This is a genomic window from Paenibacillus silagei (assembly GCF_017874735.1).
In the GTDB taxonomy this organism is placed as follows: Bacteria; Bacillota; Bacilli; order Paenibacillales; family Paenibacillaceae; genus Paenibacillus_AQ; species Paenibacillus_AQ silagei.
The window spans coordinates 50,383-64,040 of sequence record NZ_JAGGLV010000006.1 but is presented as its reverse complement, the minus strand read 5'-3'; the positions used below and the strand labels follow the sequence as shown (position 1 = coordinate 64,040).

General features: G+C 51.3%; 12 protein-coding genes. 10 read left to right on the top strand and 2 right to left on the bottom strand.

What is annotated here, in order from left to right:
• Positions 1–5: 5 nt before the first annotated feature.
• The 3 genes from J2Z70_RS10965 to J2Z70_RS10955 all read left to right on the top strand — a co-directional run bounded on the left by J2Z70_RS10965 (position 6) and on the right by J2Z70_RS10955 (position 3,904).
• Complete coding sequence (locus J2Z70_RS10965) at positions 6–677, top strand: hypothetical protein (RefSeq protein WP_209872614.1); 672 nt, start codon at positions 6–8, stop codon at positions 675–677.
• 102 nt (positions 678–779) lie between these two features.
• Positions 780–2,591, top strand: a complete 1,812-nt coding sequence (locus J2Z70_RS10960; RefSeq protein ID WP_209872611.1) for a sensor histidine kinase — start codon at positions 780–782, stop codon at positions 2,589–2,591.
• Positions 2,591–3,904, top strand: a complete 1,314-nt coding sequence (locus J2Z70_RS10955) for an ABC transporter substrate-binding protein (RefSeq protein ID WP_209872608.1) — start codon at positions 2,591–2,593, stop codon at positions 3,902–3,904. The genes J2Z70_RS10960 and J2Z70_RS10955 overlap by 1 nt, the downstream gene beginning before the upstream one ends.
• A 457-nt stretch (positions 3,905–4,361) precedes the next feature.
• Here J2Z70_RS10955 and J2Z70_RS10950 read toward each other — a convergent pair whose 3' ends face one another.
• On the bottom strand, positions 4,362–5,027 hold the full coding sequence (locus J2Z70_RS10950; protein WP_209872605.1) for a hypothetical protein: 666 nt from the start codon (positions 5,025–5,027) through the stop codon (positions 4,362–4,364).
• Positions 5,028–5,260: 233 nt separating this feature from the next.
• Here J2Z70_RS10950 and J2Z70_RS10945 point away from each other — a divergent pair, with 233 nt between their 5' ends.
• From J2Z70_RS10945 to J2Z70_RS10915, 7 genes are all read left to right on the top strand, one after another.
• Complete coding sequence (locus tag J2Z70_RS10945) at positions 5,261–7,249, top strand: Na+/H+ antiporter (protein WP_209872602.1); 1,989 nt, start codon at positions 5,261–5,263, stop codon at positions 7,247–7,249.
• 29 nt (positions 7,250–7,278) lie between these two features.
• Positions 7,279–7,839, top strand: coding sequence for a CueP family metal-binding protein (locus J2Z70_RS10940; protein WP_209872599.1), 561 nt, complete (start codon positions 7,279–7,281; stop codon positions 7,837–7,839).
• A 174-nt stretch (positions 7,840–8,013) separates the two neighbouring features.
• The gene (locus tag J2Z70_RS10935; protein ID WP_209872596.1) at positions 8,014–8,439 is read left to right on the top strand and encodes a hypothetical protein; all 426 of its coding nucleotides are present in this window, start codon (positions 8,014–8,016) and stop codon (positions 8,437–8,439) included.
• 39 nt (positions 8,440–8,478) lie between these two features.
• The gene (locus tag J2Z70_RS10930) at positions 8,479–8,913 is read left to right on the top strand and encodes a hypothetical protein (protein WP_209872593.1); all 435 of its coding nucleotides are present in this window, start codon (positions 8,479–8,481) and stop codon (positions 8,911–8,913) included.
• A 131-nt stretch (positions 8,914–9,044) separates the two neighbouring features.
• The gene (locus J2Z70_RS10925) at positions 9,045–10,994 is read left to right on the top strand and encodes a serine hydrolase domain-containing protein (RefSeq protein ID WP_245368151.1); all 1,950 of its coding nucleotides are present in this window, start codon (positions 9,045–9,047) and stop codon (positions 10,992–10,994) included.
• Positions 10,995–11,016: 22 nt separating this feature from the next.
• Positions 11,017–11,694 (top strand): response regulator transcription factor, encoded by a 678-nt coding sequence (locus tag J2Z70_RS10920; protein ID WP_036721658.1) that lies wholly within the window; start codon positions 11,017–11,019, stop codon positions 11,692–11,694.
• On the top strand, positions 11,691–13,049 hold the full coding sequence (locus tag J2Z70_RS10915; protein ID WP_209872590.1) for a sensor histidine kinase: 1,359 nt from the start codon (positions 11,691–11,693) through the stop codon (positions 13,047–13,049). The genes J2Z70_RS10920 and J2Z70_RS10915 overlap by 4 nt, the downstream gene beginning before the upstream one ends.
• On the opposite strand, the gene J2Z70_RS10910 is transcribed toward J2Z70_RS10915, so the two are convergent.
• Positions 13,024–13,641, bottom strand: a complete 618-nt coding sequence (locus tag J2Z70_RS10910; RefSeq protein ID WP_051477741.1) for a TetR/AcrR family transcriptional regulator — start codon at positions 13,639–13,641, stop codon at positions 13,024–13,026. The two genes, J2Z70_RS10915 and J2Z70_RS10910, sit on opposite strands and share 26 nt — an antisense overlap.
• Positions 13,642–13,658 lie beyond the last annotated feature (17 nt).

Here is a 13,658-nt window from a genome sequence, read left to right as displayed (position 1 = left end):
AGAGGATGATGAAGACAGATGCACGTACACTGCCGGATGATCATGTACTGGGGTATGCCGAACTGAAGAACGACCTGCTGTTCCACCGGATTCCGAGCGGTAAACGGCGTTATTATGTTGAGCGTCCGCTGGCCATCGGGAAGGAGCAGGCTCTGGCGTTCAAAGCCCGCTATGGCACGGATGTCGGAGCCATCTGCAGGGACAGGGGCATCCAGGTGAACCTCAATGAACGGAAAGGCACCATCGGGCAGATCCGCTTCCGCGCCCAGATTGAGCTGTCGGCCAAGGAACGTGTCATTACACTGTACCGGTCCTCCATGGAGGAGCTGCGGCAATGTGCCGGTGTGCTGCTTCCCGGCCGTTCCTTCAGCCTCAGGGAGGTTACCGACATTCATCTCGCCCATGAGCTGTTCCATGATCTGGAGTTCACGGAGCTGGGATACACGAATAAGCGGCTGGATGACATCAGCAGCCTCTCCCTGGGGCCGCTGCGTATCCGGGCGGGCGTAACGAAGACCTCGGAGATCGCTGCGCATGCGTTCAGCCGTTATCTGCTGGACCTGCCCTGCTTGCCGAATCTGCTGGATTACGCGTATATGATTCACAGCGGGACACTGACAGCCGCCGAATTCTGGAGGCAGACGGAGGTCTGGTCAAGCGAGCTTGAGAATAGCTGAGCCGGAATCTCTGAGCCTGGGCAGGGCATGGCGGATAGCTCTGACTTCCATCCCGGATTATGCTATGTTGATGTAGAACCAGAGTTCGGGGAGGCTGTCCGCATGTTACGCATGTTATCCGGTAAAAGATTCAACCGATCCGCTTATGTGCCGCTGCGCACGAAGTTTATCATTTTATTCTGCTTGCTGATCACCATTCCGTTCCTGGTCATCGGCACCATCAGCTATAAGAAATATATTGCCGGAGTAGAACGCAACACGGTAGAACTATCCAATCAGGTCGTCAGCCAGATTAATATTAATCTGGAGCATTATATTAAGGAGCTGGACCGTCTGACGCTTGCGCCGCTGTATGATGAGGATATGATGCAGATTCTCCGCAAGCACAGGTTGCCGGGTTCGGGCGGCACCTATCTGAGCACGGATGAGACGCTGAAGATGAACCTGTTTATCTCTTCGCTGGCTTTTGACCGGGGGGAAATCGAGAGCATCCTGGTGTTCACCAATGACGGCGGAATCTTCAGTAATCTGGACCAGAGTGTGAGGAAGCGGTGGGACCGCAGCATGGCAGAGTGGATGGAGACCGTAGAGCAGGCGGACGGTGGCCTTGCCATTCTTCCGCCGCACAGCGCAGCTTACTACACAGAGGCGAAGCAGGGGATCATCTCCGTGGCCAGAGTCATCCGTGAACCGTACACCCATGCCATGCTGGGGATTGTCAAGGTAGATCTGATGCCCCGGGGCTTCGGATCAATTGTCTCGACGGTGCGCTCAAGCGGGAGCGGCCTGCTGCAGATTACTGGCAAGGATCAGGTGGTTCTGTACTCCGGGGCCGGCAAGCTTCCCGATTCACGCGAATCTTATATTACTGCCTCTGCGGAATCACCGTACACAGGACTTAAGGTCACCTCGCTGATGCCCCGGGCGCAGCTTCGGGAGGATGCCCGTGAGCTGACAAACTCTACACTGATTGTCTCCATAGTGGCCCTTATGGCGGCTTACGTAGCAGCCATACTGCTGTCGAGCCGCCTGATTAAGCCCATTGCTCATCTTCAGTCGAAGATGAGGCAGGTGAAGCGGGGGCTGTTCCTCGAACGCGCGACGGTCACCACCAGCGATGAAATCGGGCAGCTGACCGAAGGATTCAACACGATGATCGGCGAGATTGACCGTCTGGTTAAGGAGGTCTATGAGACCCGGCTGAAGGAGCGGGAGGCAGAGCTGCTGGCGCTGCAGAGCCAGATTCATCCGCATTTTCTGTACAACACGCTGGAGATGGTGAACATGCTGGCACTTCAGGGCAATACCCGGGAGCTCTCCGGTGTGGTAACCAGTCTCGGCAAGCTGCTGCGTTATACCGTAGGCCACCGGGAACAGATGGTGTATGTGCTGGATGAGGTGAAATTCGTGGAAGCCTATCTGCGCATTCAAGGCATGCGTCTGGGAGACAAGCTGGAGGCCGTGATCCATATTGATTCTTCCTTTGATTCCTGTGTGGTGCCGAAGCTGATTCTGCAGCCGCTGATCGAGAATGTCATTGAGCATGCCATGGGACCGGACAAGCTGTGCCTTACCTTGACCGCCTCTGTAGAAGAAGAGGATCTGATTCTGTCGGTTAGGGATAATGGCCTCGGCATCACCCGCGCACGGATGCTGGAGCTTGAAGAACAGCTATATAGCCGTCAGCCCCGGGCCGCAGCCGATGCGGAGCAAGGAGGCTTTGGCCGGATACTCAAGGGGTTCGCGCTGCGAAATGTCCATCAGCGGCTGCGGCTTCTCTACGGGGAGCCTTACGGCCTGACACTGGATAATACGGCAGAGCAGGGCGTAACGGTCTCGCTGCGCCTGCCGATGAACTGGGAGGCGATGAATGATGCCGGACCCGCAGGGGACAGGCAAGGAGGAGAGGAATAATGCGGATTAGGCTGTTAGCGCTTATCGCTGCGGTATTGCTGGCTGGGGGCTGTTCTTCGGATGCCGGAAACGGCGCGCCCGGCGGGTTAGCCGGGGAGGGAGAAGTGGAGAGCGGGACGGCTGCTGTGCAGGCACCCGTGAAGCTGAAGTTCAGTATCTGGGGCAATGATGCGCAGAAGGCGATGGTGGAGGAGCTTATAGCTGAATTTGAACAGCTTCATTCCGGGATCGAGGTCGAGATTATGATGATTCCCTTTGCGGATTATCAGCAGAAGCTGTCAATCATGCTGGCCTCCCGCACCGCGCCGGATGCCGGCTGGCTGGCGGAGCGGATGATCCCGCAACTGCTTGAATCAGGCCAACTGGCTGATATTGCCGCAGCGGTTCAGGATGACTCTGACTACCGGTATGCGGATATTTATCCGTCTACCCTTGATATTTTTAAGCGGGGAGACCAGTTATATGGCATCCCGTTCTCCACGCCCCCGGTGCTGATCTATTACAATAAGGATCTGTTCCAGGCCCGTGGACTGAAGACGCCAACGGAGCTGTATGAAGAAGGACAGTGGAACTACGATGAATTCCTCAAGGCGGCGCGAAGCCTTACCGACCCGCAGCGGGGCATCTACGGCGTGAAGCTGGTCCGCGATTGGAACAACTGGTCGGACGCACTGCTGCCGCTGTTCTGGTCGCATGGAGCGGAGCTGTTCGACAGCGGCGGAGCATCATTTGCACTCAATTCTCCCGCAGGGAAGGAAGCGCTCCAGCTCTACAGTGACATGATGTTCAAGAGCAAGGTGCACCCGCTGCCCGGGGATGAGATTGCCTTCGACAGCGGCCGGATTGGAATGTATACGGACCGTTACAGCTATACTTCCAAGGCCCGCGCGGTTACCGATTTTGCCTGGGACATCGCTCCGATGCCGTCAGGCATTAAGGGGACAGGGACCTCCCTCGGTTATGCGGGAGTATCTGTTTTTGAGACCAGTCATCCGGCAGAGGCTGCAGAATTTCTCAAGTTCATCACCAGTGCAGAGTCTATGAGCATCACCGCGCAATATTTTGTCCCGTCACGTAAGTCTGTTCTGGAATCCGATGTCTTCCTGCGGGCAGCATCCAAGCCTTCACCGGAGAGCATCCAGCGGGCGGTGCTCGATCAGATCGCCACGGCGCGGATCGCGCCAGGACATAAGAACTGGCAGCAGATTGATACGAAGATCCAGCTGTTGATGGACGGTCTCTACACGCAAACGTCCACCGTTGACGAGTTGCTCGGGCAAATGGAACAGGAAGTTACCCCGCTTATGAAATAAGCGGGGTGTTCCTCTGTAAATGTGTTCACCTGCTGAGTCATTTTGCTGACCTATACATTGAGTCGTCCCCTGAGCCATCTGCTGACCAACCACTGACCATCCGCTGAACTGTACATTGAGCCATCCCCTGCTGATTTGGAAGTGGAGGCGGCAGCGCAATTACAATTCCTGCACATAATGCAACATTACCTATCATTAAGGGGCCATAATCAGAAAATGTTGCACAAAAAGCAGGAATACTCCGCATTTAAGTAACTTCACGTTAAGATTCCTGCATTTCCTGCAACAATTCTCCCGCACACCCCAGTATCTAGATAGCCAAGTTGCAATATCTGCAACATTATTAAGGCTGCTAGACTGTCAACCCGCTACAATCCCCGCCAAATTGCATACTGAGGATTTACTCATAAGGCCTACCTATGTTCAGAGCGATTCACCCAAGGCTAGTCATCAGTACTTACTGATGCAAATCAGGTAATCCCTGCACGGGCTCATAGTAGCAAATGTATCTGTTTAGCATGATAGGGCGCAGCAGTCCTTTATGAACCAGCTCCTGCAGTTGTTTGCGAGCCGTCCGAAAGCTTACGTTGTATTGAAGCATCACATCTTTGGGCCGTAACCCCTTTTTTTGACTCAAGGAGAGTCTGACAATCTCTCTTTCCCTCGGTGAAAGTGAGGGTCCTGACTGAACACGGAGTAAAGAAGGGGAAATGACCATTTGCAGCAGCATACGGCAGATTTCCGGACGATTCTGCACATCATCGAAGGAGAAATGTACAATCCTCCAGCCCAGTCCGTTCAGATAATTCTCCCGATTCAGTGAGTAGCTGAACCTTTCGCGGTCCATATCCTTCACATGGCTCTGATAACCATCACATTCCAGGCCGAACTTCCCGTACGACGGAAGAAATGCAAAATCCAGAAATTGCGATTTACGGTTCCAGTCGTAGACCTCATACTCCGGATGCAGATCATCCAGATTGCCAAACAGCGGCCACCAGACATTACGCAGCAGCAGCTTCTCTGCATACTGATGCCCCCGTGACAGCCGGCCTCTGCGCTCTCCTGTTCTGATCGACAAATGATGGTCCAAGAGCAGCTGATGCGCTTTTTCAAAATCCATTTGCATTCCCTCCATCTCTCCTTTACGCAAAAAAAGAACGCCCCTCTGCCAGCGATGGCTTGGGACGTTCTTCGTCTGAGCTAATTATACGCCTGCACACGGGGGAGCGGCAATAGATGCTTTATAGTCCGCCACCAAGAGGATATTTCCTTCCAGATCGTTTATACTGAGTTTACATACATAACGTAATTTAGTATCTGCACATACAAGTGCAGAGATGGAGGTTTGTCCGATTGGAATTATTTGAGTATATTTTGTTGATGCTGGCAGCCGTGTCACTGTCTAATCTGGTGAACCGGTTTATCCCCTCGCTCTCCGTGCCGATCATTCAGATCGCGCTGGGTATGGCCTTGACCTGGCTGCCCCTGCATTTCGAGCTGGAGTTGAACCCGGAGCTGTTCCTGCTATTATTCATTGCTCCCTTGCTGTTCAATGACGGCAGGCTTGCCGATAAAGTGGCCTTATGGAAGCTGAAAAAGCCGATATTGCTGCTGGCGCTGGGGCTGGTTTTTCTAACGGTAGGGGTGCTGGGATATTTCCTGCACTGGCTGCTGCCGGTATTGCCCCTGGCGGCTGCGTTTGCGCTGGCTGCGGCACTGGCCCCTACGGATGCGATCGCTGTAGGCGCTTTGGAGCAAAAAGTAAAAATCCCCCATCAGACGATGCAAATTCTCGAAGGAGAATCTTTGATTAACGACGCGTCGGGTCTGGTGTCCTTTCAATTTGCAGTCGCAGCTATGGTTACAGGCGCATTCTCTTTCAAAACGGCCAGTCTGAGCTTTATTGGCATCTCGCTAGGCGGTGTGGTGCTGGGTCTTGTGCTCACGCTCATTAAGTACGGGATCGTCCGGTGGCTGCGCAGGCTCGGGATGGAGAATGTCACGCTACATATGCTGATTGAGATTCTGACACCCTTTGCAATTTTCATGGCCGCTGAGGAGCTGGGAGTCAATGGCATTCTGGCAGTGGTCAGTGCAGGGATCGCCCATTCCTTCGGGTACAAGCAGATGAATCCTGAAGTAGCCAAGCTGAGTATCGTGTCCAAAAGCACCTGGTCCGTCATTATCTTCGTCCTGAACGGCCTGGTCTTCCTGCTGCTGGGTACCCAGCTGCCGGAGATTATTCAGACCGTCTGGAACAACCCGGATATAGGGAATGTCCAGGTTATCCTGTATACCCTGCTATTAACCGCTGCTGTCCTCGGTCTGAGGCTGATCTGGATGCTAGTCATGGATATTCCCGAAGGGGAGGAGCCGCGCGGACCCTGGAAGCTGGAATTCAAAAAGGCGCTCATTCTTACACTGTCGGGGGTTCGAGGTACGATTACCCTGGCGAGTACGATGTCACTGCCGTTTTTCCTGGATGACGGCTCCTACTTTCCGGCGAGAGACCTGATTATTTTCCTGGCGGCGGGTGTCATTCTGTGGACCCTGCTGGCGTCTAACTTTCTGCTGCCGCTGCTGCTTGGCTCAGATCATGAAGCAGAGCACAATGCTGAGGAGGCCGAGGCCAAAATCGAAATTCTGCGCAGTGTGGTTGCGGGCTTAAATGAGCAGGCAACAGATCAGTCCCGCCTCGCCTTGAATCATCTAACCGGGATCTATAACGCAAGAATCCGTCTGCTGAAGAAGAATGAAGACGCTGAGGAAATGGAACGGAAGCTTGGGGTGACAGCACTCAAGTGGCAGCGGGAATACACTATGCTTGCGCTCAAGCAGCACGAAGTGAACCCGTATACGGCATACCGCTATCTGAACCGCCTGAACCGGCAGCTGTTCATATACACCCGTGATCCGCAGTACAAGAATGATCTGATTCCGTTCAAAAGCTGGGAAGAAATCACAGGTGTCATTCAGCAGGTCCGCTTAAGCGCGCAGGAGCGGCGTGAGGAATCAAACCGGCTGCAGGCCGGGATTTTCGCTTATGTTCTTGAGCGGCTGAGAGAGCTGCAGAATACGGGGGAGATGGAGCCTGAAGTAATCAGCTCCCTGATTCTGCGCTATGAGCGGGGAAGAATGCGGTTAACCCGTCCAGAGTCCATCTCCTCCACGAAACGGGAGTTCGAAGAATCGCTGCAGGAATTGTCGAGAGCAGGCATTCAGCTCGAACGTGACCACATTCAGCTGATGTTCGAGGCCGGACGGATCTCCAGAGCTAGCATGAAGGAAATGAAACGTGATATTCTGTTCATGGAGCATGATCTGCGGGAAGAAATGGGCTGAATGCCATCTACAAGGAGCTGAATTTTAACATGAACAATAAAGTAGTAGCGGGTACTTGCGCGGTTATTGCAGCGCTGGGAATCTACCTGTACGCGGGAAGTGGGGGGACGAAGACAACGGAGGTTGCTACAACTCCGGGAAGCAGTCAGGCTGCCAGTCAGGACATCAAGCAAATGGTGGCTGACTTCAGCTCACGTACCTTGACGGCGGAATCCGCTTCGATTACCTCGACCCAGCTGATTGTGGACAGCGGCGGTTCTAACAAAGCAGTCTATGGGCTGCCGGAGGATGAGTTCTTCCTGTCGGTTGCCCCTTATGTGCAGAATACACATCCCTGTGCCACCCACAGCCTGACCGGCTGCCAGGGAGAGATGGCCGGCCAATCCTTCGGGGTAACAATCGAAGATGCGGACGGTAAGGAGATCATGAACCAGACCGTCAAGTCCCAGCCGAACGGCTTCATCGACCTATGGCTGCCGCGTGATCAGAACTATAAGATGACCATTACTCATGAAGGTAAGCAGGCCCAGTCTGAGATTTCCACTTTTGAGAGTGATGATACTTGCCTGACTACTATGCAATTAAGCTAAAAGTATAGCAATCCTGATTCTGTCTGTACCATCTCGTTTGTAAGAAGAATAATATGAGTTGGGGCCGTATCTGTATACGGCTCCTTTTTTGATGTTCTTTGATATACATAAATCAAGCGGAGAATCCGATATTCGGTGTAAAAGGAAAATATATATAATCTCGGGGGAGATAAGTTGAGTGAGCGGATGATGATTAGGATTAAAGGACTAGCGCAGGTTGCAGTGGTGGGTATAATTCATTTGCTGATTATTAGCTTTTTGAATTTAAAAAAGGGTGCGTGGGAGGAAGTAGGGGGTCTGCAAATTGCATTGACATATTGCGCTCCGGTTTTTTTGTTGTATGCAACTTGTGTAAGGTCTTTGAAAACGAAGAAGATCAGGTATAATCTGGTTTGGCTATTGACCAGTCTGCTTCCCAGTGCGGCCATCCTTTTTAAAATAAAAGAAATTACAGGTGCGGAGCCGAGCGAACCTGTATTTATAGAATTCCATTTTGAACAAGGTTATTTGGAATTGATGCTGTTATTCCCATTTGTCTATTCGGTTATCCAGTTACTCCTGTGGGTTTCCATATGGTTTATGATATTATCCAAAGAATAATCATTTTGCCTCATACAATGTTAGCAAGGAGAAAAGAGAATGGGGAAATTCATAAAGCCAATATACCAAGCCGTTCTTTATATGTTAGCAGCAATTGCAGTACATCTGATTTTAATCTATTTTCTTGAGATAAGAATTGAGGGATGGGCAACAGGAATAATAATATTACTTTGCAAAACCTACTTCCTGCCCTTATGCATGTGTTTTATTAATTCTTTATTGTTTATTAGGGCTAATAAGAGAGAGGAGCAAATCACCTGGTTTTTATTTACGGTCATTCCAAGCAGTTTACTCTTATTTCTTTTCGTGGAATTGCAAGGTATTGAACCCAGAGGCTATGCTGTAGTTTCCTTTGAGCTTTTCCGAAAATATCAGTTTGAAATGCTTTATTTGTTTCCGCTGGGTATATTAATAATCCAATTTCTTATGACTTTATATTATTTAATCAGTGTAAGGGTATGGAAAAGAAATTAATCGTTACATAACGATTAGAAGTTCTGTTAACGTTCCATTCACACTACTCTGATAATCTCTAGAAGTGTTAGGGAGATTGGCCCTAATCTTAAATATAGAAGATGATGCGGAGGGTAATAATGTTGATATTTATGAAAAAAAGGCTGCTCGCTGCTCTGGCTATATTGGCTGTGATGGGATTAAGTGCGAGCCTTATATTTCCCGGGAAACATGCCAGTGCGGAGACAGGACAAGCCGCTTCACCGGGTTCCCGGATTGAAGCGCCTGCCAATCTTGAGGATACGGCAAGTCTGACAGCCTTCGTGGATGGAATGATGGAAGAGTATATGAACCGGCTGCAAATTCCGGGAGCGGTGATCTCCATCGTCAAGGATGGCAAAATCATTCTGGGCAAGGGGTATGGCAGTTCCAATCTGGAGCAAGCGGCTCCGGTTGACCCTGCAACCAGCATGTTCCGAATCGCTTCAACGACCAAGCTGTTCACCTGGACAGCAGTGATGCAGCTGGTGGAACAGGGCAAGATTGATCTGGACACGGACATTAATACCTACCTGAAATCCGTGAAGATTCCTGCTACTTATCCTGAACCCATCACCATGCGTCATTTGATGACCCATACAGCAGGCTTTGAAGAGGGCGGAGTCGGTTATCAGATCGTCACTGATCCTGCCGGATTGCCCGGTTCCATCTCGGAGACACTCAATAAACATATGCTGGCACGGATCAGACCGCCAGGTGAGATGAGTGCCTATTCTAATTATGGAGCAACGCTTGCAGGTATGATCGTGGAGGATGTCAGCGGTATTCCTTATAATGATTATATTCAGAAGTATATCTTCGATCCGCTGGACATGAAGCATTCAACGGTCGTGGAGCCTTTGCCGGAGTCATTCATCCCTAACCAGGTGGTAGGGTATAATAGCGGGAACGGCAGCTTTATTCCGGGCACACCTACCTTCGAGGGCGGATTTCGTCCTGCCGGCTCGGGTACTGTATCTGCAATAGACATGGCACATTTCATGATCGCGCATCTGCAGAACGGGAAATATGGCACCGGTCAGATTCTGAAGCCTGAGACGGCTCCATTGATGCATTCAACGGCATTCCAGCTCGATAAGCGCCTGCCGGGAGTAGCTCTCGGATTCGCAGAGAAGCGGGTGAACGGGGTGAGAATAATCTCTCATGGCGGCTCCGATCCCATGTTTAATACGGAATTGTATCTCGCACCTGCCAAGCAACTGGGGATTTTCTTATCCTACAATGGCGGTCAAGGCAGCGAAGCTGCTACCCATCTGGTCCAGGCTTTGTTCAACAAGTACTATCCCGCTCCTGAAGTGAAGCAGCCGGAGTTCTCCGCTTCCGCGGAATCCGTACAGAAATATGCCGGCTCCTATCAATTTACACGCCGCAACATAAGTGATATTGACAAGTTCTTTAACTTTTTTGCCCAGCTGAATGTTACGATTGTGGATAACAAGATATCCTTGGGAAGCGGTAGTGAACAACAGCTGTACAGAGCAGTCGCTCCTAACCTGTTCCAGCTGGAGGAAGGGACCGACCAGATCGGCTTCCTGACGGATGAGTCCGGCGCAGTGACACATATGCTCCTGGACATGGCTCCGGAGATGCCGCTGGAGCGTACGCCGCTTTTGGATCAGAGTAAGTTTTGGCTTATCCTGCTTGGTGTCTTGGGATTCATTTTCCTCACGGCATTGCCCGGACCTATCTTCTTCAGACGCAGGTTCAAGGCGATGACGCTCCCGGAAAAGCGGGCCATCCGATTATCTGCGGGAACTGCCGTTTGGGCGCTGTTGTCTTTTATGACTCTGTTTATGATTATTATGTCCATGGACATTATGCAGAAGCTCAGCAGTATCAGCCCTTTACTGTCTGTCAGCTTGGTTATGCCAATTATTATGGCGGGCTTGACCTTAGCAATGCTGGTCTCAGCTATACTGGTATGGAAAAATAAATATTGGACCGCCCTCAGGCGGGTGCATTACACCTTAGTGATGCTGTCGGCTGCCCAACTGACGTTCTTCTTCTACTATTGGAATCTGCTCGGCTGGCAGTTTGGATAACGCTTAAGAGAGAAGGATGATCGTGGCTACTATACTGATCGCGGATGATGATGACAATATCCGGAAGCTAATGTCTCTATATCTGCGCAAAGAAGGGTTCGACCTCGAAGAAGCAGGGGATGGCACCAAGGCGATGTCCATCATTGAGAACTCGCATGTCGATCTTGTGATTCTGGATATTATGATGCCGGGACTGAACGGCTGGGAGCTGTGCCGGGAAATCCGGCGTACGGATGCCAACCTGCCCCTTCTCATGGTGACAGCCAAAGCGGAATCGGCCCACAAAGTGAAAGGCTTTCAGCTCGGAACGGACGATTATCTGACCAAGCCCTTTGATCCGGTTGAGCTGGTCATGCGGGTAAAAGCACTGCTCAAACGCTCACTGGTTGTCACTTCCCAGTCCGTACAGCTTGGCAATGTGGTGCTTAACCGCCGGACTTTTCAGGTTACACGCGGTGGCATGCCGGTCACGTTACCTTTGAAGGAATTTGATCTTCTGTTTTTGCTGGTCAGCCACCCCAGGCAGATCTTCACCAGAGAACAGCTGATCCAGCAAATCTGGGGACTCAATTATGAAGGGGACGGCCGGACTGTGGATGTGCATGTCAGCCGGCTGAGAGAGAAATTCAGCGGCAATGGCGAGGGTTTTCATATCGAAACTGCCCGCGGTCTGGGCTACCGCCTGATCCCTGAGTCATGATCAAGACACTGTATGTTCGGGTCATTCTCACATTTCTCGGCATTATTGTCTTTAGTCTGATTTGTTCCTTTTTCATCGGCTTGTATGTATTTCAGAAGCAAATAAGCTATGAGGGACAGAACGAGATGATTACAGTGGGCAGGGAGATCATTCACCGCTATGATGATGCCAGGCCTGAAGATACGGATGAGTTCCTGAATAGTATGGTTAAGGTATCGGCGCATCCTATCCATTTGTACGACCAGTCGGGGGAACATACTTTCTATGGGCTCGCGGATAGTCCGGCTGTTACCATCAGTCCCGGGGCTGTCCGGCAAGTGTTGCAGGGGAAGGTCTATCGTTCTTCCACGGAAGATAATGATACGTTCATTGGAATGCCCTTTATGCTCAAGGGGGAGTGGCGTGCGATGTTCCTGCAGTACTCAGCCGAGAACGAACATATCGTCAACCGTCTGGTACTCTTTGTGCTGCTGCTCGTGCTGTTGCTGGGAAGTGTAAGCATTCTTATTGCTGCCAGATACCTGGTGGAGCCGATTAAGGCTTTGACGAATGCCACCCGAAGACTGGCCAAAGGTGATTTCGAAGTGGATCTCAGAATGAACCGTGTAGACGAGATCGGAGAGCTGACACAGAGCTATGTGGAGATGGCGGGAGAACTGAAGCAGCTGGAGCAGATGAGGCAGGATTTCGTCTCTAATGTCTCCCATGAAATCCAGACACCGCTTACCTCCATTTCGGGTTTTGCCAAGGCGCTGCAGAACAATGATTTGATTGCGGAAGAGGAGCGTAAGGACTATCTGGATATCATCATTGCGGAGAGTGGACGTCTGTCACGGCTGAGTGATAATCTGCTGAAGCTGGCTTCCCTGGATTCCGAGCATCACCCCTTCTCGGCAGTCTCCTTCCGGCTTGATGAGCAGATTAGAACCATCGTGGTGACCTGTGAGCCGCAATGGTCAGCCCGAAGCATCGTTATCGATCTGGAGCTGCCGGAAGCGGTCTATATCAATGGCGATGAAGATCAGCTGAAGCAGGTGTGGATGAATCTGCTGGGCAACAGCATCAAGTTCACGCCTGAAGGCGGAAAGATCCGCATCCGTATAGACCACAGTGCAGCAGAAGTTGCGGTCACGATCAGCGATAGTGGCATCGGGATCTCCCCGGAAGAGTGGGGTGCCGTATTCCAAAGATTCTATACGATAGACAAGTCGCGGAATGGAAGTAATAACGGGAACGGCCTGGGACTGGCAATTGTCTCAAAAATCGTCTCCCTGCATCAGGGCAGTATTGAGCTGGACGGTGCGGTAAAAGAGGGAACAACGATTATCGTCAGGTTGCCCGCACGCCAGCCATAATGAAATCCTTGAATTGCCGGTCCGCTGCCCGGTCTTCCTCCGTAACGGAACCGCCCCGCTGATGAGACAGAATAACGGCTTTTTGTAAATACATGAAATACAGGTGGGTGGACTTCTGCAGAAGATCCAGCCACTTTTTTTGATACTCTGGAGCCACCGCTGCTGTCTCAAGGTTGATGTACCGGGAATACCAGACCTCCATAGCTCTCTTGAAATCAGGAAGCTCCGCCGGATCCTTGGACAGGGTGCTATAATACACTCCAAAAATAGCATCATAATAGATCAGTGCCTCGTGATGATCTTTTAATGCCAGGTATTGATCCAGAATCTTCTCCAGGGAGGGAACAGGCCGGGCAAAATCGAAATCAAACAGCAGCCTGCCAAACATCCGCTCCAGATTATCCACATAGAGCTTAGCGGCTAAATCTTCCTTGTCCTTATAATGAAGGTACAACGTGCGGCGGGAGACACCGGCTTGTCCGGCGATCTGTGCCATATCCGTCCGTTCGATCCCCTGAGTACAGAATAGGCCCAGCGCGGCCTCCTTAATGAGCTCTTTGGTCATTTGCATTTGCTTTTCACGTAAATTCAATGATCTTCTCTCCTATC